The following is a 24431-nucleotide window of genomic DNA, read 5'->3' on the forward strand; positions in this document are numbered from 1 at the left end:
ATGCTCTCTCCGGTTCTTCAGTTTGCTGCCCGTTCCGGGACGCGCAGCAACAGAACAAACCCCAACCCCAGAAACACGATGAGGGTGGCCATGCCGATGTGTGCGGAGCCACTAAGGTAGGTTGCTATTGAAAAGGACAGCGTCGCCATGAAGCTAGTGGCGCGGCCCGATAGCGCATAGATGCCGAAGTAGCGTCCCGCCTCGGCAATGGTGATGTTGCGCGCCAGATAGGAACGCGACGAGGCCTGAACGGGACCGAAGGCGAGGCCAATTAATATGCCATAGAGCAGATAGGCCTTTTCCGCGCCGGTTGCGAAGATGCCGCCATTGTCCGCTGTCGGCAATTGGATCCAGCCAAACAGTGTCGAGCCCTTTCCTGTCGAGACGATGCCGACCGTCGCGATGAGCAGAAGAACCAGGCTGATGAGGATGGTGATCCGCGAGCCAAGTTTCTGATCGACGCGCCCGGCCGCAAAGCAGCCCACGATGGCGACAACGTTGAGCAGGATGCCGAAGAGGCCGATTTCCATCGTCGCCCAGCCGAACATTCCCGCCGCAAATACGCCACCCAGAATGAGCACGCCGTTGACGCCGTCCTGATAAAGCATACGTGCAATCAGGAACCGCAACAGGACGGGTCTGTCTCGAAGTTCGCGCAGGGTTGTCTTGAGCTCCGCAAGGCCAGAGCGGATCGCCGCTCCGAAGGGTAGGCCGCTGTCCGCATCCGGGGTCAGCAGAAACATCGGCAGAATGAAGAGCAAATACCAGATTGCGGCTATCGGGCCGGTTATTCTGGCGTCCTCGCCGGTTGCGGGATCGAGACCGAAAAGCGGCTTGATACCGGCGATAGTCAGCCCTGTCTGTGGATTTGCGGCCAGAAGCGTCACCACGGCAATCAGCACCACCATGCCGCCGAGATAACCGAGCCCCCAGGCGAGATTGGAAATGCGTCCGACATTCTGCGGATTGGTCAGTCGCGGCATCATGGAATCGTTGAAGACGATCGAAAACTCCGCCGCGATGGATGCGAATATCATGCAGACGATGGGCAGAATGATCGGCGAACCCGGTGCTGCAAACCAGAGGAATAAAAGACTGACGATCTTGATGGCGGCAAAAAAGGCGATCCACGGTTTGCGCGCGCCGGACTGGTCGGCAATGGAGCCGAGGATGGGCGAGAAGAGGGCGATGATGATCGAGGAGACCGTCGCCATATTGCTCCATGTCGCCTGCGCCGAAATAGGATCATCGGTGAGGCGGGCGACAAAGTATGGTCCGAAAACGAAGGTCGTAACGACCGTGAAAAAGGGCTGTGCCGCCCAATCGAACATGACCCAGCCCCAGATGCCGCGTTTGGCAACCACTGTTTCCGCATTTGGGGAGGGGACAGTCATTCATCGTCCTATCGGATATGGGGGGGATAAAATGCGTGATGCCGGCGCAACCGCTTCATTTATGGCCATCCGGGCCAGTCACCCGGATGGTGTTTTTCGAATGGTCGATCAGCGCGTCTGAACGATATCACCAAGCAGCCCCGCCGCCACTGTCAGGCGGGCGAGATTGGTATCGCCGCTTTCGCTCAGTGCACCGAGTTCCGAGACGATGCGATTGACGCGCACGCGGTCGGCCGCATACCAGGCCTGAACCGGGTCCTTTTCCTTCGCATACTCGGTTAGGGCCGAGATGACGATCCGGCGTCTCGACAAGGCGATCTGGTCCTGGCTGCGCAGAAGAGCCAGGCTCTCGTAGTGATCGGCCGGCGTGATGCGCTGGCTGGCATCCAGCAGCCGCGCGACACGGAAGGTCGATGAGACCGTGGCGTAGCTTTCGGCGGCGCGGGCAAGCGTCGTGCCCGCATTTTCGGCGATACGCATGATCTCTGGCACATAGACCAGCAGGGAAAGCGTATCCAGCTCTTCCAGAAGGCCAGAGGGAACACCGTCGATTTCCGTGACCCCAAGCTCGCGGCGATATTTCGCCGCTGCCGGCGATAGCGTCTTGATGGCAGTTTTCAGGCGCTCGATTTCGGTTGCCATGTCGCTCGTTCCAGCGCCCACGCTCCCGGTTTGCAGATAAAGCCTGCTTGCATCGGAGTAGATGCGGGTGATCGTGGCATAAAGTCCGTTCTGGACTTCTCCGCCGATTTTTCCGTCAAGCGCGTCGACCTCGCTCCAAAGACGTTTGAGGCCGAAACCATCCTCCACGATCACCGCTGCCTTGACGACATCGGCCGACAGGAGGCCGCTCGCATCGGCGAGTTTCTGCACGAAGCCAGGGCCGCCGCGGTTTACCACGGCATTGGCGAGCGCTGTCGCAACGATTTCGCGGTGTAGGCGATGCGCCTTGATATCGTCTGCATAGTTCTTCTGCATCTTGGCCGGGAAATAGTCTGCGAGCAGATGCTGGAGATAGGGTTCGTCGGGCAGCGGGCTTGCCACCAGAGCGTCGAACAGCGTCAGCTTGGCATAGGAAAGCAGCACGCCGATTTCCGGCCGGGTCAGCGGCTTGCCGGTGGCATATCTTTCGCTGAGCTCGGCATTGCTCGGCAAGGTTTCGACCTTGCGGTTCAGTTGGCCGGTTGCCTCCAGCGCGCTCATCAGGCGGCCGAGTTCTTCCCGGTTTGCAAGCCCAAGCCGCTCCGTCAGCGAGATTGCCAGCGATTGCAGGTAGTTGTTGCGCAGCACCAGCTGCGCCACTTCCGGCGTCATGGAGGCAAGAAGCTGGTTGCGCTTCGGCATCGTCAGGCGACCGCTATTGACCGCGGAGGCGAGGGCGATCTTGATATTGACCTCGACGTCGGAGGAATTCACGCCGGCCGAGTTGTCGATGGCGTCCGAATTGCAACGCCCACCCGCCAGCGCATAGGCGATACGGCCCTTCTGGGTAATGCCGAGATTGGCGCCTTCGCCGATGACCTTGGCGCGCAGCTCGGTGGCGTTGACGCGGATGGGGTCGTTCGCCCTGTCACCCACCTCGGCGTTGGTTTCCACCGCCGCCTTGATATAGGTGCCGATGCCGCCGAACCACAGAAGATCGGTTGGCGCCTTCAGAATGGCGGTCATGATCTCGAAGGGTGTAGCGACGGATTTGTCGATGCCGATGGCAGCGACGGCTTCCGGTGTCAGCGTCACCGATTTTTCGGAACGCGAGATGATCATTGCGCCTTTAGAGAGCGTCGAACGGTCGTAATCCTGCCAGCTTGAGCGTGGCAATTCGAAAAGCCGCTTGCGCTCAGCGAAGGATTTGTCGGTATCGGGATCCGGATCGATGAAGATATCGCGATGATCGAAGGCTGCGATCAGCCTGATCTTTTCCGATAGCAACATGCCGTTGCCGAAAACGTCGCCGGACATGTCGCCGACACCTGCCACTGTGAAGGGCGTGGTCTGGATGTCGGTGTCCATTTCGCGGAAATGACGCTTTACCGTTTCCCAGGCACCGCGTGCGGTGATTCCCATCTTCTTGTGGTCGTAACCGGCGGAACCACCCGATGCGAAGGCATCGTCCAGCCAGAAGCCGGCGTCGTGGGCGAGGCCGTTTGCCGTATCGGAGAATGTCGCGGTCCCCTTATCGGCGGCGACGACGAAGTAGGGATCGTCCCCATCAAGCCGCAACGTATCGGCCGGCGGTACGACGGCGTCGTCGACGATATTGTCGGTGATGGACAGAAGAGTGCGGATATAGGTCTTGTAGGCTTCACGGCCTGCATTGAAGACCTCGTCGCGAGAGCCGCCAACAGGCAGGTTCTTCGGGAAAAAGCCGCCCTTGGCGCCAACGGGAACGATCACCGCATTCTTGACCTGCTGCGCCTTGACGAGACCGAGCACCTCCGTGCGGTAATCCTGGCCGCGATCCGACCAGCGCAGACCGCCGCGCGCCACTTTGCCAAAGCGCAGATGCACGCCTTCTACTTCGGTTCCGTAGACGAAGATTTCGCGGAAGGGACGCGGATCGGGCAGGCCGTCCAGATGTTTGGGATCGAACTTGAACGCCAACAGGTCACGCGGCGTGCCATCGGTGTTTTTCTGGAAGTAGTTGGTACGAAGCGTGGCGTCGATGGCGTTGACATAACGCCGCAAGGTGCGGTCTTCATCGAGATTGGGAACACCGCTCAATGCCGCTTCGATCGTCTTGTGCATCTCTGCCAGTTTCTTCAGCCGCTTCTTCTCGTCGATGGACGGATCGAAGCCAGCCTTGAACAGCGCGAAAATATTCCGTGAAATGGCCGGATATTTAAAGAGCGTTTCGGAAATATGCTCCTGGGAATAAACGATTCCGGTCTGGCGCAGATAACGGGCATAGGCGCGCAGGACGGACACTTCGCGCACGGTAAGGCCGCAGGCGAGGATCAGCCGGTTGAAGTTGTCATTATCGACCTTGCCCGAGAAGGCAGCAAGGAATGCTTCTTCGAGTTTCTGTCCGTATTGCGGCAGATCCAGCGTCACGCCCTTGGCGACGGCGAGTTCCATATCATGCAGCACGATGTCGCGCTTTTCGCCATCCGAGATGACACCGATGTCGAAGGTGCGCTCACTGATGACGTTGAAACCGAGGTTTTCCAGCAGCGGCACACGGCGCGACAGTGGCAGATGGCCATCCCGATGGAAGATTTTCAGCGACAGCGTCTCAGCTGACTGACCTTCCTGCTGGTAAAATTCGATGCGGACCGGCTCACCCTTCACAGTGGCCAGAATATCCGCCATGTCGCCAATCGCCTCTTCCGGCGTGAAGGCTTCCTGATAGGCCTGATCCACCTCCAGCACCGGTGCACCCGGTTCGGAAAGGGCAACGAAATGGTCTATCCAGCGTGCTGCGATATCGCTGACGGCATCCTCCAGCTTGTCCTGCGCGATACGCGGCGTCTTGCCTTCCGTGCGGCCGACGATGAAATGGACGCGGGCGACAGCGCCTTCCGGGAAGGCCGGGTAATAGGCGGAAATATGCCCGTCATAGACCTTGCTAAGATAGTCGCCGATCTTCTCGCGCACATAGGAATTGTATTCCTCGCGCGGCACGAAGATGATGGCCGAGACGAAGCGGTCGAAACGGTCGATACGCGCAAGGACACGCACGCGTGGCCGGTCGCTCAGTTCCATGATTTGCTCGATGAACCGGATCAGAAGATCCGTTTCGATCTGGAAGAGATCGTCGCGCGGATAGGCTTCCAGCGTGTTCTGCAGGATGCGGCCGGAGTGGCTGTTCGGATCAAAACCGAAATGCCGCTCGACATCCGCAATTTTGGCACGCAGCAGCGGGATGTGCTTTACCGAACGCGTATAGGCGGTGGCGGTGAAAAGGCCGACGATGCGCAATTCACCGATGACATTGCCATCCTCGTCGAAGCGCTTGATGCCGATATAATCCATATAAGCGCGGCGATGCACGATGGACTTCACATTTGCCTTGGTGACGATGAGGAAATCCGGACCGTCGAGGAAGGCGAGGATTTCAGGCGTCGTCGTCACGGCGTCCTTGCCAAGGCGCAGCACGCGCACATCCGGATCGCTCAAACTGCCGAGGCCGACGCCGTCACCGCGTTCGATTTTCGCGTTCTTTCCCGTTCCGGAATAGGTGTAATCGCGCATGCCGAGGAAGGTGAAATTGTCGTTGCGAAGCCAGTTGAGAAACTCGACGGCTTCCGCGCGCTCGGTCTTGCGCCGCGAGAAGCCGCGTTTCGACAATTCGTCTAGGGCTTCGTCGAGTTTCGACAGCATGGGCCGCCAGTCTCTGTAGGCGGACTGAACCTGCGCCAGCACGAAACGCAATCTTTCTTCCAGCGCCGTTGCGGCCTGCTGGGTCAGTGGGGCGATGTGCAGCTGGATGAGGCTGATATTCCCGGCGGGATCGTCATCAGGCTCCGCAAGGCGATAACCCGCCTGCGCCGTTGCATCCGGCACCAGAATGGGGTGGACCGCGAGATAGAGGCCGCGATAGCTGCTTGTGACCTCACCCATGACGGAATCGTAGAGGAAGGGCATATTGCGGCCGATAATCGTCAGAACCGTTACCGGAATATCCCGCGGGGTGACGCCCTCCACCTGGGCGATGCTGATATGGGGCGCGTCTCCAGTCCAGCGCGAAAGAGCCTCGAAACTGTGCGCCGCGCTTGCGGCCAGCATTTCGGCGGAATAATATTCTATGTCGTCGGCGCTTGCTCTTCCATAGAGTATACCCGGATCAAGAAATGGCGCGTTTTCGGCAATTGCCTGCTGTCGTGCTTTTTCGATCTGTTTTTCGCGTTTTGGATTATTTCTGTAGCCCATTTGATGTGGATTCCTCCAAAAATCACACTTTAACGTAAAAAAGCACCGTCAATTTGCGGATTTTGCCTTTTCATTCGAATCGGATATTGGCGTGTAATTACGAAGAGTTTAAGAGGCTTTCGTGTTTCTTCAGTTGGGAAGTGAAATTTTTTTGCTTCTTATACGGTAGGGACCGGTTACGAAGCATTTGACAGTATTCCGGTAGCCCATTTATAGGTGGTTCTTTGGCCGCCATGTGATGTTGCGGCCACGGTCGAAGCAAATTATTGATTTGTGCCTATTTTTGTGGTACACCAACGATACTGATCCACAGCGTGGCATTTGTGTGCCCAAAAACACCACGAAAGCAACACCTCTTTTGCACGCGGTTTCCGTGACATATCGAGCGTTTACGTTATCGAAGCCCGCAATGCGGGAAGGTGTGTTTTTGCGTGCACGGCTGGACCAGTGCGGAGTCACCTGACGGTTCCCCCGTCTCATCAGGGCCTGACCGACCCAACCCCGGCGTTGCCGGGTATGTAACAGGGAGTTTTTAGAACGAATGACGACCCAGCAGAAGAAATCTCCAGCACATCACGGTTTCAAAACCGGTGAAGCGATTGTGTATCCCGCTCATGGTGTCGGTACCATTTCTGCCATCGAGGAACAAGAAGTTGCCGGCATGAAGCTTGAGCTTTTTGTCATCGATTTCGAAAAAGACAAGATGCGTCTTAAAGTTCCCGTCGCTAAAGCCGTGAGCATCGGCATGCGCAAGCTTTCCGAAGGCGATTTTGTCGAGCGGGCGCTGAAAGTGGTGCAGGGCAAGGCGCGTGTGAAGCGTACCATGTGGTCGCGCCGCGCCCAGGAATATGATGCGAAAATCAATTCCGGCGATCTTATCGCGATTGCTGAAGTTGTGCGCGATCTTTACCGTGCGGAAAACCAGCCGGAGCAGTCCTATTCCGAGCGTCAGCTTTACGAAGCTGCTCTTGATCGCATGGCGCGCGAAATTGCTGCTGTCAACAAGATGTCTGAAACCGAGGCTGTTCGCCTGGTGGAAGTCAACCTTGCGAAGGGTCCGAAGCGCGGCAAGGCCGTCGAAGAGGACGATTCTCAGGAAGAAGCCGCGTAATCACCGGCTTTCTCCTTTTTTAAAAAAACCCGCCAAGAATGGCGGGTTTTTTTGTGCCTGATCTACACGATGCGAATTTTCGTACCCTTGCGCATATAAGGCAGAATGCGCCTCATGTCGCGGGGATGGAGAGCGACGCAGCCGGCGGTCGGCTCATATCCCGGGCGGGTCATATGCATGAAGATTGCCGAACCGCGGTTCCGACTTCTCGACGTGATGTTCCAATCGAGCACGAGGCAAACGTCATAAAGGCCGTCCTTTCGCATCATCTCCTCGTGGCTCAGTGCGAAAGGGGACTTGACCAACCTGTTGTAACTGGCGCTGCGTGGCTCGTCGCACCAAAGCATGGATTGCTGCGTCCGTTGCATCGGCAATGTCGTGGCGATGGCGGGGGTTCGGTCGCCGCGATAAAATCCGTGCAGCAGGCGCGTGACGGAAATCGGTGACTTTCCATCTCCCTCGCGTTTGAGCACGGTACGGCCGTTGCGCCCGATCGCTGCGGGAAAGGTGAGATGCCCGAGCTGAACGATGGCCCGGCTTATTTTCAAAGGCGCCGGCCGAACCATGAGCGTCGATGCGCGTTTATGTTGCTTTACGGGCTGTCTGCTCATGTTTTTCACGAGATTTTGCTTTGCAGGTTATCTAACGTGAAGTCATAGCACTTCGTAATATCATGGCAATGGGTTGACCTTTTATCGGCAAACCGCTGAATTGGCTGACAATTAGAGCGCCGTGCCTTATTTCGGAGGCACAATGGATGCTCTAACTCTTTTAAACTACGCATTGCGCTTTCCGAAAATCAACGGCGATTTTTGGGCCGATGCGCTAAAGTAAGAAAGGCTGAGAATCCGAATGACGGCTCGCACTATCCTTTTGGTGGACGACGACGACGATCTTCGGGAGACGCTGACTGAGCAACTATCTCCCTACGAGGAATTCTCGCTTCTGAGCGGCGCAAACGCTGCGCAGGCGATGCAGACCGCAAAGACTGCCCAGGTCGATCTTCTGATCATGGATGTCGGTCTTCCTGACATGGATGGCCGCGAGGCGGTGAAGCTGCTGCGCAAGGGTGGCTTCAAGGCACCGATCATCATGCTGACCGGCCACGATACCGATTCCGACACTATTCTCGGTCTCGAAGCGGGCGCCAATGATTATGTGACGAAGCCATTCCGCTTCGCCGTCCTTCTGGCCCGCATCCGGGCGCAGCTGCGTCAATACGAGCAGAGCGAGGATGCGGTTTTCACCGTCGGTCCCTATCAGTTCAAACCCAGCCAGAAGCTGCTGACGACTGAAGACGGCAAAAAAATCCGGCTGACGGAAAAGGAAGCGGCGATCATCCGTTATCTGTACCGCGCCGGGAGCGCCGTCGTTACCCGCGACGTCTTGCTGGAAGAGGTCTGGGGTTATAATTCCGGAGTGACGACGCATACGCTCGAAACGCATGTGTATCGTCTGCGCCAGAAGATCGAGCGAGACCCCTCCAATGCCGAAATTCTGGTGACCGAGAACGGCGGATACAAGATCGTTCCCTGAACGAACGCCCTTTCTGCGTCCGAGAGGACGCAGAATATTCTAACATCTTGTATTTTGAAGGCCGATATCCGAAAACCGCTATAGTGGTGCAGGCGGTTTTCTGGAGTAGCAATCGACATGGCCTTGACGGATGACATCATGCTTCTGGGGCAAGTGCCGTTGTTTGCGGGCTTCAGCGACGATCAGTTGCGGCTGATCGCCTTCGGCGCGGAACGCCGCCGCGTGGCGGCGGGTCAGACTTTGTTCCGGGAACATTCCCCGGCCGAGTGCGCCTTTGCGGTGACGTCAGGCCATTTCGAGCTATTTACGGCCGGGCGGGATGGAAAACCCGCGTTGCAGGCGACACCGGGCAAGGGGGCGCTTCTTTCGGAGCTGGCGCTTTTCACGCTCTGTGAGAGGAAATTCACCGCCATTGCCGCGGAGGATTCCGAGGTCATCCGGATAACGCGCATTCTCTTTCACCGGCTGGTGGAGGAGTTTCCCGAGGTTGCCGATATCGTGACGGCACGCATTCGCGATAATATCGCCGCACTCGCTGCGGGCGCGGCCCGTTTGCAGAACCGCTTCTCCTGATTTTAAAGAGCCAGCGCTTCAGAAACGGAAATGGGCCGTAACCGGAACGTGGTCGGATGGCCGGTTCCAGCCGCGTGCTTCGCGCAAGATATCGATCTTTTCAAGCGAAGGGCCGAGATCCTGCGACGACCAGATATGGTCGAGACGGCGGCCACGGTCTGCGGCTTCCCAATCCTTGGCGCGGTAGCTCCACCAGGTATAAATCTTTTCACTATCAGGCACGTTCAGCCGCATCAGGTCGAGCCAGTTGCCCTTCTTCATGATATCGAGCATGCCGTCGGTTTCCACCGGTGTATGGCTAACGATCTTCAGCAGTTGCTTGTGCGACCAGACGTCATTTTCAAGCGGCGCGATGTTGAGATCGCCTACGAGAATGGACGAGGTGCCGGGCACGCCGTCGGCGCGAAGCGCCTTCATCTCTTCGATAAAATCCAGCTTGTGGCCGAATTTCGGGTTTATCGACCGGTCGGGTTCGTCACCGCCAGCCGGAACATAGAAATTATGCAGCCGTATGCGGCGCGATCCAACCTGAAAAATCGCGGAAATGTGTCGTGCATCGCCTATACCGCAATAGTCCTGACGGTGATCTTCTGTCAGCGGAATTTTCGAAGCGATCGCCACACCGTGATAGCCCTTCTGGCCATGGATGATGACGTGCTCGTAACCGAGCGCCTTCAGCGGCTTCATCGGAAACTCGCCATTCGGGCATTTCGTTTCCTGCAGGCAGAGAATGTCGGGTTTGTAACGCACCAGAAACTGCTCCACGATCGGCATTCTGAGCCTGACCGAGTTGATGTTCCAGGTGGTTATCGAAAACGACATGCATGTGCTCCGCTTCTATAGCCTCGAAGCCGATTGTTTCGAGGCATGTTTCCGGGGCGCAGGCTTATAACATCGCGATGAAAACGGGAATGCATTTTAGCGGCAAAATAAAAAAGGCGACCGCAGGGCCGCCTTTTGAACTGTCGCCGTGGACCGCCCGGCCTTTAGCCGCGTTTGCGGACTTCTTCGTAGTTGATGTTGAAAACGCGTTCGTCGAGGTTAACGCCCGTCTGCACGTTGAAGATCATGACAGTCGTGTCCTTGTTCTGGGCATCGGTCGTCGTCCATTGCCTCAGATCGAAGGTTTTCGGGTCAAACATCAGGGTAATGGTGGAATCGCCGAACACGCTTTTGTCACCCAGTACGATGGTGGTCAGGTCCGACTCTTCCTTCACGTTCCGGACCTTCTGGTTGCTCAGATCGATCTTGTCGGACAAAAGTAGGCTTAGCGGGGTCTTTGACAGTGGATACAAATCCCATGTCTTCAGCTTCATGTTGCCGATGACGACATTCTTGCCGTCGGAGATGACCCGCATGGGCGAGGGGTCTTCATAATTGAATCGAAGCTTGCCGGGCCGTTCGATGTAAAATTTGCCGCCGGTCTGTTCACCGCGCGGGCCAAACTGGACAAACTCTCCCATCATGGTTTTGACCGACGAGAAGTGATTGGCAATTTTCTGCGCGGTCGCGCTGTTACCGGCAGCCTGAGCAAATGCGTTGAGCGGCGACAGGCCGGCCATGACCGCAGCCATGGAAAACGCCGTCAGCACGCCACGTCGCGTCACGCCGTTCTCTGGTGTGTTTGCGGTGGCAATCTCGCCGGTAGTGAGGTCGTTCATTCTGTTCTCCTTCATCGCAGCGATTTTCCGCATAAAGGCGGCGGCTTCATGACGTTGAAAGCGTGTATTAACGCTTCTTCGCCCCGCTTGGTTGCCGTCTTCGCCTCACGCATGTCGTTATCCCGAAACCACGACAGCCTTTTGGGCGACGTGCATTACCGCTCGATGATGTCTGCTTCCGTTGGTACGAGTATTTCGCGTTTTCCGGCATGATTGGCGGGGCCGATAATGCCTTCCTGCTCCATGCGTTCGATCAGCGAGGCGGCGCGGTTGTAGCCGATGCCGAGACGCCGCTGGACGTAGGAAGTGGAGGCCTTGCCGTCCCTCAGCACGACAGCCACGGCCTGATCATAGGGGTCTTCCRAATCGGAGAAATTGCCGGCGCCGGCCGGGCCGCCGCCATTGCCTTCCTCATCGTCTTCCTCGGTGATCGCTTCCAGATATTCCGGCGTGCCTTGCGTCTTGAGATAGGCGACGATCTCTTCCACTTCATTGTCGGAGACGAAGGGACCGTGCACGCGCTGGATGCGGCCGCCACCGGCCATATAGAGCATGTCACCCATGCCGAGCAGCTGTTCGGCGCCCTGTTCGCCCAGAATGGTGCGGCTGTCGATCTTCGACGTTACCTGGAAGGAGATGCGGGTCGGGAAGTTCGCCTTGATGGTGCCGGTGATGACGTCGACGGACGGACGCTGGGTTGCCATGATGACATGGATGCCGGCGGCACGCGCCATCTGAGCGAGGCGCTGTACGGCACCTTCGATATCCTTGCCTGCCACCATCATAAGATCCGCCATTTCGTCGATAATGACGACGATATAGGGCAGGGGCTTCAAGTCGAATTCTTCCGTCTCGTACATTGCCTCGCCGGTCTGGCGGTCGAAGCCGGTCTGCACCGTGCGGGTGAGGATTTCGCCCTTGTCGATCGCCTGCTGCACACGGCTGTTGAAGCCATCGATGTTGCGCACACCGATCTTCGACATTTTCTTGTAGCGCTCCTCCATCTCGCGCACCGTCCACTTCAGCGCCACGACGGCTTTTTTCGGATCGGTAACGACGGGGGAGAGCAGATGCGGAATACCGTCATAGATCGATAGTTCAAGCATTTTCGGGTCGATCATGATCAGGCGGCATTGCTCCGGCGACATGCGGTAAAGCAGCGACAGGATCATGGTGTTGATGGCGACCGACTTGCCCGAACCCGTGGTACCGGCAACGAGAAGATGCGGCATCTTGGCAAGATCGGCGATGACGGGTTCGCCGCCGATGGTCTTGCCGAGCGCCATGGCGAGCTTGGCCTTGCTGTTTTCAAAGTCGCGGCTGCCGACCAGTTCACGCAGGAACACGGTTTCACGCGTCTGGTTCGGAAGCTCGATGCCAATGGCATTGCGGCCAGGCACGACTGCAACGCGCGCGGCGATCGCGCTCATGGAGCGGGCGATGTCATCGGCAAGGCCAATGACGCGCGAGGATTTGATGCCGGGTGCTGGTTCCAGTTCGTAGAGCGTGACGACCGGGCCGGGGCGGACGTGAATGATTTCACCCTTGACGCCGAAATCCTCGAGAACCCCTTCCAGAAGGCGGGCATTCTGCTCCAGCACTTCCTCGTTCAGCGTATGGTCGCGAACGACGTTCTTGGGTTCCGCCAGAAGATGCACGGTGGGCAGCTGGAAACCGTCTGCGGCAATAAAGGAGGCCTGCGCTTCCCTTGCCACGCGCTCGCTGGGCTTCGGGCGTGCGGAAGGGGCGGTTATTCTGGGTTGGCCGCGCCCAGGTGCCTGTCTTGCCACGAATTTCGGGTCGTTCTCGTCCAGGCTGTGGTCGTCCGAGAGAATGCCGTTGGGCAATCGCCGACCGTCTGCGTCTAACGACGGTTCGTCGTCCCCGTCCGCATCATGATCGGGCGCGATGGAGGGAGGCGACATCTGGCGACGGGATGCGGCGCGTTCTTCGAAAGACGGTTCCGCGCGCTGGTCGAGGCGGTTGATCGCCGTCTTGAGGCGGGAGGGTTCGTTCAGCGTGCCGAATTCATATTCGTTGAAATCGTAAGGGTGTTCGAATTCGCCGTGCAGGGATTTCGACTTCAGGCCGAACAGGCGGCGAAGGCGGGCCTGCGAGATGTACCAGTAATGTGCGATTGCGCCGAAGGCGAGAATATTTGCGAAGAAGCCTTCGCCCTCGTCATCGTCTTCTTCCTCGACCTGACGGGTGGCGCGGGCCTTGTTTGCGACCGGCGCGCGTTCCTCCTGTTCCAGGTCATCTTCCGGGCGTCCCACGAGACCGGCGGCAAACAGCATCATCAAGGCGGCGGGAGCAGCGAATATAGCGCCCAGCACCGTCGCAATCGTGCCGGTGGGGTAAGCGCCGATGAAGAGAGCTGGGAAGCGCAGGATCATATCGCCGATGACGCCACCGATGCCGTTCGGCAGCGGCCATGTCACGGGCGCGGGAAAACAGCCGAGCGAGGCGGCGCAGACGATGGCGCCGGCGATCCAGGCGACAAGGCGGGCGGGTATCCGGTTGAACTTGCGACCGGCGATCAGGGCGATCGCCCAGGCAATCACCGGCAAAAGCGCGATGATTGCGGAAAGGCCGAGGAACTGCATCACGATATCGGCGAAGATTGCGCCGCCGTAACCGAGAAGATTGGTGGGTTGGTTGCCTGTTGCATAGGACAGGCTCGGGTCCGCCACGTTCCATGTGGCAAGTGCGGTAATCCCCAGCGCAATCGTGGCAAGCAAGGCAAAACCGGCAAGAGCCATGACCTGCCGCACGAAAAACGCCGTCAGCACGAAACGCGTGTGACGACCGTCGAATGTCGGAGAATTCATTCTGCCCATGTCCCTGAACCCGTAGTTTTTGTGGTTTCGGCAAGATCCGGCAGTTGACCAGATCCCGGATTGACAGGGAAAACTAACAGCTTGCTGGTTAATGTCGTGTTAACCATGCGGTTTTTTAAAAGCCGCTTCCGAATTTGCGGCAAAGAAAAGGCCCGCCGAAGCGGGCCTTCTTTTGGGAGAGGGGATGGAGAACCCCTTTTCCCGGATATCAGGAGTGGTAGGCGGCTTCGCCGTGGGTCGCAAGGTCGAGACCTTCGCGTTCCGCTTCGACCGGAACCCGCAGACCAACGATCACGTCGACGATCTTGTAGAGGATTGCCGAGACGACTGCGCACCATACGATGGTGATGGCGACGGCAACGAACTGCGTCCAGAGCTGCGAGGAGATGGAGAAGTCCGCCTTACCCGTGCCGCCAAGCAGCGGAGACGTGAAGATGCCGGTGCCGAGGGCGCCGATGATGCCGCCGATGCCGTGGACACCGAAGACGTCAGCTGTGTCGTCGTAGCCGAACTTGTTCTTCACAACCGAGACGAAGAAGTAGCAGATCGGCGAGACGATGAGGCCGAGAACGATAGCGCCCATGGGTCCGACGGAACCGGCCGCAGGCGTTACGGCGACGAGGCCGGCGATCATGCCCGAAGCTGCTCCCAGCATGGAAGCCTTGCCGCGGGTGAAGCTTTCAACCAGCGACCAGGAAACGATGGCTGCTGCAGTGGCGAGGAAGGTGTTCATGGTTGCAAGAACCGCACCGCCAGATGCTTCGAGGTTGGAGCCGGCGTTGAAGCCGAACCAGCCGAACCACAGCATGGCTGCGCCAACCAGCGTCAGCGTCATGGAGTGCGGGGCCATCATGTCCTTGCCGAAGCCAGTACGCTTGCCGACCATGATCGCGCCGATCAGACCGGCGATACCGGCATTGATGTGAACGACCGTGCCGCCGGCGAAGTCGAGAGCGCCCATGCCGAAGATCAGGCCGTTCGCGTCCCAGACCATGTGAGCGATCGGGAAGTAGACGAAGGTGGCCCACAGGATGGTGAACAGGATGACTGCCGAGAACTTCACGCGTTCCGCGAATGCACCGATGATCAGCGCGGGCGTGATGGCCGCAAAGGTCATCTGGAAGGCGATGAAGGTGTATTCGTAGATCACGACGCCCTGGGAGAAGGTTGCCGAGGTGCTGTCAAGCGAAACGCCGGACAGGAACAGCTTGCCGAAACCACCGAAATACGGGCCGGTGCCGCCGCCGAAGGCGAAGGAGTAACCGTAGATTACCCATACGAGCATCATGACCGCGCCGATGACCGTGCACTGCATGAGAACGGAGAGCATGTTCTTTGTGCGCACGAGGCCGCCATAAAACAGGGCGAGACCCGGAATGATCATGAAAAGCACGAGGATCGTCGCGACATACATGAATGCGGTATCGGCTTTTTCCGGAACGGGGGCCGCCGCTGCTACTGCCGGCGCGGCATCCTGCGCAAAGGCGATTGCCGGGGCCATCAGGGCTGCCACACCGGCACCCAGTTTGCCGAGCGTTGAAAACTTGTTGAGTTGCATAGCTAGAAAACTCCCTGTCAGCCGTGCTTCAAAGCGCTTCTGTGTTGGTTTCGCCGGTACGGATGCGCACGGCCTGTTCGATAGAGTAAACGAAGATCTTGCCGTCACCGATCTGCCCGGTTTTTGCAGCCGACGCGATTGCCTCGACAGCCTTGTCGACGACGTCTGATGCAACCGCGATCTCGATCTTCAGTTTGGGAAGAAAGCTCACCGCATATTCCGTGCCGCGATAAATCTCGGTATGTCCCTTCTGGCGTCCGTAACCCTTTACCTCGGTCACGGTCAGGCCTTGGATGCCGACGCCGGTGAGCGCTTCGCGCACTTCATCCAGCTTGAACGGCTTGATAATGGCCATCACAATTTTCATCTGGTTTCCCATCCTTTGTTTGTCCTCGGCACGGAGCCGACTCTCCTCGCGCTGGCAGATCAGTAACAGCGACTACGGACATACATTCAAAGGGCGTGCCAGTTTTGATGCGGCATCTAAGTTATTGAAATATAGAAATTATATGACAGGCGTCTGAAAAACGGGCATTGGGTGGCGCAATTTTCGTCTATTAAATGTGCGATTTTTTAAAAAAGCGCATTATTTAAGCATTTGCCCTTTTGCGGATCAAACCCTCCTGTGCGACGGAGGCAATCAGTTCACCCTGTCTGGTGAAAATATTGCCACGGGTCAAACCGCGTGCTCCCGAGGCGCTGGGGCTGTCCTGCGTGTAGAGCAGCCAGTCGTCCAGCCGGCAGGGACGGTGGAACCACATGGCGTGATCGAGGCTCGCCACCTGAATGGCCGGATCGAAGATCGTCGTTCCGTGGGCATAGAGCGACGTGTCGAGCAACGTCATATCCGAGAGATAAGCGAGAATGGCTGACTGGAAACGTGGATCGTCCGGCACATCGCCGACAGCGCGAACCCAGATATCCTGCTGCGGTTCCAGCTTTTCCTTCGAAATATAGTGGGTCAGCGAAACCGGCCGGATCTCTATCGGGCGCTTGTTGCTCCAGTATTTGCGGATCGAAGCGGGTGCGTTGGCGAGGAAGGCCGCCTGCATCTCATCTTCACTCATCAGCCTTTCGGGCGGCGTCACATCCGGCATTCTTATCTGATGATCGAATCCGTCCTCGACGATCTGGAACGACGCCGACATGGAAAAGATCGCCTTGCCATGCTGGATGGCGACCACGCGCCGGGTGCAGAAGCTCGCACCGTCGCGAATGCGCTCCACCTGGTAGAGGATGGGCACCAGCGGGTCGCCGGGGCGCATGAAATAGGAATGCAGTGAATGAACGAAACGGTCGTCATCCACGGTTCGTTGAGCTGCGATCAATGCCTGCGCGATCACCTGGCCGCCGAAAACGCGCTGCCAGCCGATTTGCGGGCTTTCACCCCGAAACAGGTTTTCTTCCAGCTTCTCGAGATCGAGTGTGGATATCAGATTGGCCATCGGATCTGACGTTTGCGAGGGATGCGACATTTTTTCGGCCTGCTCCGGCTGTAGGAAGACGTCACATGGTCTATAGTGCGCCGATGATGCGTGCACAAGATTTGAGGAGAAGCGCGATGCTGGACGTGGTGGTGGCAGGCGGCGGTTATGTCGGCCTTTCCGTTGCTGTCGCAATTAAGCAGGCAGCCGGACATCTTAATGTGCAGGTGGTTGAAGCCGCTCCCGGGGATGTCTGGAAGAAGGACGTCCGCGCCTCCGCCATTATCGCGGCGGCCACGCGCATGCTCGACGTTTTCGGCGTATGGAACGAGATCGAGCCGGAGGCCCAGCCGATCCACAAGATGATCGTCACCGATTCGAAGACCGCCGATCCGGTTCGCCCGGTGTTTTTGACATTTGATGGCGCGGTGGACGAGGGCAGGCCCTTCGCTCATATGGTCCCGAATGTCGCGATGGTGGGTGCGCTGCGAGGCCTGTGTGAGCGCCTCGGCGTCGAAATCCGCCATGGTCTCAGTGTTTCCGGCTTTTCCGCCGGCCCGCAATCGACGGCTATTTCACTTTCCGACGGCTCGTCGCTTGAGGCGCGACTGCTCATAGCCTGCGATGGGGTCCGCTCGGCTTTGCGGGATATGGCAGGAATAAAAACCGTGCACTGGAATTACGATCAGTCCGGGATCGTCACCACCGTTGAACACGAGCGGCCGCATGAGGGCTGCGCGGAGGAACATTTTCTGCCGTCGGGGCCTTTCGCCGTGCTTCCCTTGAAAGGGAACCGCTCCTCGCTTGTCTGGACCGAACGTACGGCCGATGCCGACAGGCTGGTTGCTGCCGACGATCTGGTGTTCGAGGAGGAACTTGAACGCCGGTTCGGCCACAAGCTCGGTCCGGTCCGTCCCGTCGGTCCCCGTCGCGCCTTTCCGCTGGGCTTGACGCTGGCGCGTTCCTTCGTCGCGCCACGTTTTGCACTTGCCGGCGATGCGGCGCATGGAATTCACCCGATTTCTGGTCAGGGCCTCAATCTCGGCTTCAAGGATGTTGCGGCACTGGCCGAAACCGTGGTCGAGGCCGACCGCCTCGGCCTTGATATCGGCTCTCTCAACGTTCTCGACCGTTACCAGTCCTGGCGGCGTTTCGACACGTTGCGAATGGGTGTGACGACGGATGTGCTGAACCGGCTTTTCTCCAATGATGTCGGTCCCATTCGCGTCATGCGTGATTTCGGTCTGGGTGTGGTCGATCGTTTGCCGGGTCTGAAATCCTATTTCATCGGTCAGGCTGCCGGTACGACAGATGCGGGCGCGCCGCGCCTGCTTGCCGGCGAGGCGCTCTGATACTGCCGTTCCTGCCTGTGCCGGAGCGGCTTTTCAGCGATTGCCGCTTGACAGTCGATTCCGGTATTTTCCGCCGGAAGCTGGTGCCGCAAAGCTGAATCCGGACAAGGACTTATCCGGATTCACAATCTGGTATAGGGCAGGCATCTGCCAACCAGATGTTGCGGAGAACAAAAGCTGAATCCATTGGAGTCAGCGATTCGTATTCGATTCGTTCGCAGACTGTTCCGTATCCGAATCGATTCCGGTTTCGCCGGATTCTTTTTAATATTTCAACTATCTGAATCAAAAAGGAAAATTCCGGCGGGGAAGGACCTGTTACCACTTTGCGGACAAGGCCTATTGCCTTTGTCGGCGGGCGTTGCCATGTGTGTTGCGTGTGCGGCCCGTATCAGTGAATGGCGGGCGGTACAGCAAGCAGATGAAGTCGATTCACGGATAGTACGTTGAATTTTCGCCCCATGATCCTGAGCGGCCGCGGTGTCACGGCCGTTCTCGGCCCCACCAATACCGGCAAGACCCATTACGCCATTGAGCGCATGGTGGCACATGGCAACGGTGTCATCGGCCTTCCGCTGCGCCTTCTGGCGCGTGAGGTCTATACCCGTCTTGTCGAAAAGGTGGGCGCGCCGAATGTGGCGCTGATAACCGGCGAAGAAAAGATCGCCCCTCCTAAAGCCAAATATTCCGTCTGCACGGTGGAAGCCATGCCGCGCGAGACAACGGCCGCATTCGTCGCCATCGATGAAGTGCAGCTGGCGGGTGATCTGGAGCGCGGGCATATCTTTACCGACCGCGTGCTGCATCTGCGCGGGCGGGAGGAAACGCTGCTTCTGGGTGCGGGCACGATGCGCCCGATCCTCGAAAAGCTGCTGCCGGGAATTACCGTGGTCGAACGTCCGCGCCTGTCGCAGCTTTTTTATGCGGGCCAGAAGAAGATAACCCGCCTGCCGCAACGCACGGCAATCGTCGCCTTTTCGGCGGAAGAGGTCTATGCCATTGCCGAGCTGGTGCGTCGCCAGCGTGGTGGCGCAGCCGTTGTGATGGGCGCGCTTTCGCCGCGTACGCGCAACGCCCAGGTGGGGCTCTACCAGTCCGGCGACGTCGAATATCTCGTGGCGACGGATGCCATCGGCATGGGTCTCAACCTCGATGTCGATCATGTCGCCTTTGCGCAGGACCGCAAGTTTGACGGCTATCAGTTCCGCAATCTCAATCCGGGCGAGATCGGCCAGATCGCCGGCCGCGCCGGCCGCCATCTTCGCGATGGCACCTTTGGCGTGACGGGGCGCGTCGATCCATTTGACGACGAGTTGGTGGAGCGTATCGAAACCCATCAGTTCGACTCGGTGAAGGTGCTGCAATGGCGGACGAAAAATTTCGATTTTTCCTCCATCACCAATCTGCGTCTGAGCCTCGAAGCCGCCCCGGCGATCCAGGGACTGTCACGGGCCTTGCCGGCGATCGACCAGCAGGCGCTCGAATATCTGTCGCGCTACCCTGAAATCATCGACGTGGCGACGACGGAGGCGCGGGTGGAAAAACTCTGGGAGGCCTGCGCGCTTCCGGATTATCGCCGCATTGCGCCCGCTCAACATGCTGATCTGATCTCAACGCTCTATTTCGATCTGGTAAAACGTGGCACGGTGAACGAAGATTTCATGGGCGAACAGGTGCGCCGCGCCGATCGTACCGATGGAGAGATCGATACCTTGTCTGCAAGGATTGCGCAGATCAGAACATGGACTTATGTATCGAACCGCCCAGGATGGCTTGCCGATCCGACACACTGGCAAGAAAAGACGCGGGAAATCGAAGATCGATTGTCCGATGCTCTACATGAAAGGTTGACGAAACGCTTTGTTGATCGCAGGACATCTGTGCTCATGAGGCGCCTGAGAGAGAATGCGATGCTTGAAGCTGAAATCAGTGTAAATGGTGATGTCTTCGTAGAAGGACATCACGTCGGCCAGTTGGCCGGGTTCCGGTTCACGCCGGTGCCGGGAATGGAAGGGCCGGATCAGAAGGCCGTGCAGGCTGCTGCGCAGAAGGCGCTCGCGCTCGAATACGAGGCGCGTGCCGCGCGTCTGCACGCCAGCGGAAACGGTGATCTCGCTTTGAGCTCCGATGGTCTGGTTCGCTGGTTGGGCGAACCGGTGGCCCGCCTTTCGGCAGGCGACAATATCATGAAGCCGCGCGTGATCCTCTTTGCCGACGAGCAGTTGAGCGGCAATGCCCGCGATCATGCGCTGGCGCGCGTCGAACGTTTCGTCAATCATCAGATTGCGACCGTGCTGAAGCCGCTGGACGATATTTCGCGCGCCGAAGACCTTCAGGGTCTGGCGAAGGGGCTGGCGTTCCAGCTGGTCGAAAATCTCGGTGTCCTGTTCCGCCGTGACGTCACCGAAGACGTGAAGTCGCTGGATCAGGATGCGCGTGCCTCCATGCGCCGCTACGGCGTGCGTTTCGGCGCCTATCACGTCTTCCTGCCCGCGCTTCTCAAGCCCGCTCCGGCGGAGCTTGTCACGCTGCTCTGGGCGCTGAAGAACGATGGTCTCGGCAAGCCGGGTTACGGCGATCTCATTCCGGTGCTGGCCGCCGGTCGCACCTCTGTCGTGACGGATCCGACTTTCGAGCGGATGTTCTACAAGCTCGCCGGTTTCCGTTTCCTCGGAAAGCGCGCCGTGCGTATCGACATTCTCGAGCGTCTGGCCGATCTCATCCGTCCACTGTTGCAGTGGAAGCCCGGTCAGCAGCCGCGTCCGGAAGGCGCTTATGACGGCCGCCGTTTCACGACGACGACCGCAATGCTTTCCATTCTCGGCGCAACGCTCGACGACATGGAGGAAATCCTCAAGGGTCTCGGTTATCGTGCCGATCAGGTAACGGCGGAAGAGGCGCAGGCCTTCCTCGCCAACCAGACTGGTGCTGCCGCTCCGGCCGCTTCTGAAGCGGTGACGGAAGACGAGAGCGCAGAGACCGAACACGAGGAACCGGCTTCGGAAGAGCAGGTTTCCGAGACGACGACTGTCGAAGCTGCTGAAGAAGCGCCGGTTGCGGAAGCTGTGGGCCAAGAGGCTGCTGTTAGCGAGGCTGCGCCGACGGAAAGCGCCGAGGCTGCCGAGCCGAAGCCTGTTCTTCTTTGGCGTCCGGGTGGTCGCAACGAAAACCAGCGTGGTGAAAACCGTCGTCCCGGCAACCGCGGTCAAGGCCGTGGCGAGGGTCGCGATCAGGCGCCACGCGAACAGGGTGAACGTCGTGGCGAAGGCCGTCGCGATAATCGTGACGGAGCAAATCGCGAGGCTGCCAATCGTGGCGGTGACGGCGAGCGCAAGCGTGATGGCGGACGTCCCGACCGTGGCAACAACCGCAATAATGATCGTCAGGATCGCGGGGAGCGCAAGGACAGGCCGGACCGCAACGACCGTGGCGGGAAACCGCAGGGTCAGCAGCGTTTCGAAGCCAAGCCGCCGCGTAAGGAAAAGCCGATCGATCCGGATTCGCCCTTCGCCAAGCTTGCTGCTCTCAAGGAGCAGCTGAAGAAGTAAGCTATGGGGAGCAACGAACAGCCACTCGAAAGCACGCGTCAGCGTCTGGACAAGTGGCTGTTCTTTGCCCGCATGGCCAAATCCCGTTCACTTGCCCAGAGCTACATTCAGTCGGGCAAGGTCAAGGTCAACGGTGTCTCCATTCGCCAGCCCAGCCATCTGGTAAAGGCTGGTGACAGGCTCGATATCGGTTTCGAGCGCATGGACAAGGTGCTTGTCGTCAAATCCGGGGGCGAGCGGCGCGGGCCCTATGAAGAGGCCAAACTTCTCTACGACGATCTGACGCCGCCGCGCGAGCCTTCCGACAGGCTGAGCCCGCTGGAGCAGGCGATACGTCAGCCGGGAAGCGGTCGCCCCACCAAAAAAGAGCGCAGGGCGCTCGACAGGTTCCTGTCGGACAGCGACGGAAACAAAGAATAGAATAAACCTTCAAGTCTTAGCGGTTTTTCAGAATTGTTTATCCTTGCTATCTGAAGGCAAAGGCATTACCTCACTTGCAAAATTGCCCTGTCTGAATTCCGGGCGACGGCTTGTGTTCCGAAGCCCACAGACCCGGCCTGCATATTCTGGAGTTCATCATGACATATGTCGTGACCGACAATTGCATCCGCTGCAAATACACCGATTGCGTTGAAGTCTGCCCTGTCGACTGCTTTTACGAGGGTGAAAATTTCCTCGCTATCAATCCTGACGAATGCATCGATTGTGGTGTGTGCGAACCGGAATGTCCTGCCGAAGCGATCAAGCCCGACACTGAGCCGGGTCTCGACAAGTGGCTGAAGCTGAATACGGAATATGCGGCGATCTGGCCGAATATCACCATCAAGCGCGACCCCTTGCCGGAAGCCAAGGAAATGGATGGCGTGACAGGCAAGCTCGAGCTTTATTTCTCTGCCGAGCCGGGTAAGGGCGACTGAGTTCTCAACGACTGGTGTCCTTGGTATCATGATTTTAAAAGCCCTCGCAGCGTCAGCGTGAGGGCTTTTTGCCGACCTTCAGCGAGTTATCCGCCGCGGCCTGATTGCAATGTGGTCGATAGCAGGGTCAAAAGCGCCACGCTGTCTTCCAGGCTTTGGCGCTGGCGGCTTTGCAATATGGCCGCTTGCAGGCGGTTCATCTCACGGGCGATCGCCGCTGGCTGCCAGGTTCGCAGCGCCCTTTCGATAACCGGTTTCCTGCGAAAATGGATGTGGCGTCCAAGCGTTTGCATGACCTGCCCGGCCTGCTGCTTTTTCTCATCCATTTCGGCGCGCATCTGATCCAGCAACTGAAATTGCTTGAGGCATCCCTGAAGCACGAGAAAGATCGGCGTCTTCGACGAGACGATCTTCTGGGTGGCGTGGAAAAAGGCGTTTCTGTCGCCCTTCAGGATGGCATCGACGGCGTCGTCAGCCGAAACCGTGCTGGCATCGCCGATGATTGCCAGCACATCATCTTCCTCGATCACCTCTGCGCCGCGGCAATAGAGCGCAAGCTTGCGGATCTCGTTGCGCGAGGCAATCCGATCGCCGCCCAACTGCTCGATCAGCCTCTGCCGTGCGGCCGGGGCAATGCGCAGATTGTCGGCAGACAGTTCCTGATCGATCAACGCATTCAACGAACGGGCGTCATCCGCATAACACGGGATTGCTGCGATAGAGCGAGCGGGTTCTGCGATCTTGCGCAGGCCCGTGCCTTTTTTAATGTCGCCGGCCTCGATGATGAGGAAGCTGGCTTCGGGCGGCGTCTCAGCCAGAATCTGGAGAGCATCCACCAGCGCCTTTTCAGCCGAGGCACTTTTGATCCAGACGAGTTTTTCGCCACCGAAAAGGCCGATGGCGTTCACCTCGTCGAGAAGGCGGCCGGGATCGCCCTGCAGGTCGGATGCGCTCAGCTTCAACGATGCAAAGGCGTCATCCGGGTCAATGCCGGTCTTTTTGGCGATGAGGTTGGCCCGCTCCGACACGAGGCCGCGATCCGGGCCGTAGAGCACGAAAACGCGAAAGCGCTCCGCCGGATTTTCGGCGAAGCGCTCAAATTCATGCGATTTTATCTCTGCCACGGCCGCCGCTCTCAGCGGCCAAGGGTGGCAGCGATATCGGTACGGATGATTTCAGCCAGTTCCCGGGCCGCACGGTTTTCTGCGTCGCGGATCGCCCTGATCTTGGCGAATTCCTGCTGTGGCAGATCCACCTGCGCCGTTACGCTACGCCGCGCGGAGCGCAGGATCTGGCCGTCGGAAATACGCGTCAGGACGTAATTACCGTTCATCACAACACGGCCTGGGTAAGGGCCGTTATAATTGCTGTTGGTACGGGTCGTCAGATCGTAGTTCTCGACTTCCGTGGACGTGGCGCTCGAGCTTACGGATAACTTGACGTTGTACTGAGCCGTAGCCGGTTCACCCGCACCGCCGGACACCAGGAAGATCAGCTGATTGCGCACTTCCTGCGTTATGCGGTCGCCGGCATTCGAGATGCTGACAGCCGCCAGTCTCTCCTTGGTTCCGGAAGCCTCGCCGTAAAGCGGGCGGACCTGGCAGCCTGCCAGAAGACCGGCCATCATCACGACGGAAACTGCTGCCGC

18 protein-coding genes are annotated in these 24431 nt (G+C 58.4%); 7 read left to right on the top strand and 11 right to left on the bottom strand.

Annotated elements, in window-relative coordinates; translation table 11 throughout:
* Positions 1–17: 17 nt before the first annotated feature.
* Both AC1DCP_RS11995 and AC1DCP_RS12000 read right to left on the bottom strand, forming a co-directional pair.
* Entirely contained in the window at positions 18–1394 is a 1377-nt protein-coding gene (locus AC1DCP_RS11995) for an MFS transporter (protein ID WP_065688703.1), read from the bottom strand.
* 108 nt (positions 1395–1502) lie between these two features.
* Positions 1503–6263 (bottom strand): NAD-glutamate dehydrogenase, encoded by a 4761-nt coding sequence (locus AC1DCP_RS12000; RefSeq protein WP_065688702.1) that lies wholly within the window; start codon positions 6261–6263, stop codon positions 1503–1505.
* Between the two features lie 541 nt (positions 6264–6804).
* Here AC1DCP_RS12000 and AC1DCP_RS12005 point away from each other — a divergent pair.
* Complete coding sequence (locus tag AC1DCP_RS12005) at positions 6805–7374, top strand: CarD family transcriptional regulator (RefSeq protein WP_003492641.1); 570 nt, start codon at positions 6805–6807, stop codon at positions 7372–7374.
* A gap of 62 nt (positions 7375–7436) precedes the next feature.
* Here AC1DCP_RS12005 and AC1DCP_RS12010 read toward each other — a convergent pair whose 3' ends face one another.
* Complete coding sequence (locus AC1DCP_RS12010) at positions 7437–7940, bottom strand: L,D-transpeptidase family protein (protein ID WP_112153256.1); 504 nt, start codon at positions 7938–7940, stop codon at positions 7437–7439.
* 286 nt (positions 7941–8226) lie between these two features.
* Between AC1DCP_RS12010 and AC1DCP_RS12015 the strand changes: the two genes are divergently transcribed.
* Both AC1DCP_RS12015 and AC1DCP_RS12020 read left to right on the top strand, forming a co-directional pair.
* Entirely contained in the window at positions 8227–8910 is a 684-nt protein-coding gene (locus AC1DCP_RS12015) for a response regulator transcription factor (RefSeq protein ID WP_003492637.1), read from the top strand.
* 117 nt (positions 8911–9027) lie between these two features.
* Positions 9028–9483, top strand: coding sequence for a cyclic nucleotide-binding domain-containing protein (locus tag AC1DCP_RS12020; RefSeq protein WP_013636965.1), 456 nt, complete (start codon positions 9028–9030; stop codon positions 9481–9483).
* Positions 9484–9501: 18 nt separating this feature from the next.
* Here AC1DCP_RS12020 and AC1DCP_RS12025 read toward each other — a convergent pair whose 3' ends face one another.
* The 6 genes from AC1DCP_RS12025 to tesB form a co-directional block, all read right to left on the bottom strand.
* Complete coding sequence (locus AC1DCP_RS12025; protein ID WP_013636964.1) at positions 9502–10305, bottom strand: exodeoxyribonuclease III; 804 nt, start codon at positions 10303–10305, stop codon at positions 9502–9504.
* 164 nt (positions 10306–10469) lie between these two features.
* Positions 10470–11144, bottom strand: coding sequence for an outer membrane lipoprotein carrier protein LolA (locus AC1DCP_RS12030; RefSeq protein ID WP_013636963.1), 675 nt, complete (start codon positions 11142–11144; stop codon positions 10470–10472).
* A 155-nt stretch (positions 11145–11299) separates the two neighbouring features.
* The gene (locus AC1DCP_RS12035; RefSeq protein WP_476774298.1) at positions 11300–13975 is read right to left on the bottom strand and encodes a DNA translocase FtsK; all 2676 of its coding nucleotides are present in this window, start codon (positions 13973–13975) and stop codon (positions 11300–11302) included.
* Positions 13976–14192: 217 nt separating this feature from the next.
* Positions 14193–15542, bottom strand: a complete 1350-nt coding sequence (locus AC1DCP_RS12040; protein ID WP_003516494.1) for an ammonium transporter — start codon at positions 15540–15542, stop codon at positions 14193–14195.
* A 28-nt stretch (positions 15543–15570) separates the two neighbouring features.
* The gene (locus AC1DCP_RS12045; protein WP_019565993.1) at positions 15571–15921 is read right to left on the bottom strand and encodes a P-II family nitrogen regulator; all 351 of its coding nucleotides are present in this window, start codon (positions 15919–15921) and stop codon (positions 15571–15573) included.
* Positions 15922–16132: 211 nt separating this feature from the next.
* Positions 16133–17017 carry an acyl-CoA thioesterase II gene (gene tesB / locus AC1DCP_RS12050; RefSeq protein WP_003516499.1) on the bottom strand — a complete coding sequence of 295 codons (885 nt, stop codon included), beginning with the start codon at positions 17015–17017 and terminating at the stop codon, positions 16133–16135.
* Here tesB and AC1DCP_RS12055 point away from each other — a divergent pair.
* The 4 genes from AC1DCP_RS12055 to fdxA all read left to right on the top strand — a co-directional run bounded on the left by AC1DCP_RS12055 (position 16966) and on the right by fdxA (position 22783).
* Positions 16966–18318 carry a ubiquinone biosynthesis hydroxylase gene (locus tag AC1DCP_RS12055; protein ID WP_404944509.1) on the top strand — a complete coding sequence of 451 codons (1353 nt, stop codon included), beginning with the start codon at positions 16966–16968 and terminating at the stop codon, positions 18316–18318. The two genes, tesB and AC1DCP_RS12055, sit on opposite strands and share 52 nt — an antisense overlap.
* Positions 18319–18779: 461 nt before the next feature.
* On the top strand, positions 18780–21866 hold the full coding sequence (locus AC1DCP_RS12060) for a helicase-related protein (RefSeq protein ID WP_065688699.1): 3087 nt from the start codon (positions 18780–18782) through the stop codon (positions 21864–21866).
* A gap of 3 nt (positions 21867–21869) precedes the next feature.
* Positions 21870–22286 (top strand): RNA-binding S4 domain-containing protein, encoded by a 417-nt coding sequence (locus tag AC1DCP_RS12065; RefSeq protein WP_003516506.1) that lies wholly within the window; start codon positions 21870–21872, stop codon positions 22284–22286.
* Positions 22287–22444: 158 nt separating this feature from the next.
* Positions 22445–22783: a ferredoxin FdxA gene (fdxA, locus tag AC1DCP_RS12070; RefSeq protein WP_003516508.1), complete on the top strand. Its 339-nt coding sequence runs from the start codon at positions 22445–22447 to the stop codon at positions 22781–22783.
* Positions 22784–22869: 86 nt separating this feature from the next.
* On the opposite strand, the gene holA is transcribed toward fdxA, so the two are convergent.
* Positions 22870–23907 carry a DNA polymerase III subunit delta gene (gene holA / locus AC1DCP_RS12075; RefSeq protein WP_003516510.1) on the bottom strand — a complete coding sequence of 346 codons (1038 nt, stop codon included), beginning with the start codon at positions 23905–23907 and terminating at the stop codon, positions 22870–22872.
* A gap of 11 nt (positions 23908–23918) precedes the next feature.
* Positions 23919–24410, bottom strand: coding sequence for an LPS assembly lipoprotein LptE (gene lptE, locus AC1DCP_RS12080; RefSeq protein ID WP_003516512.1), 492 nt, complete (start codon positions 24408–24410; stop codon positions 23919–23921).
* Positions 24411–24431 lie beyond the last annotated feature (21 nt).

The sequence above is a fragment of the Agrobacterium sp. 10T429 genome, assembly GCF_056393925.1.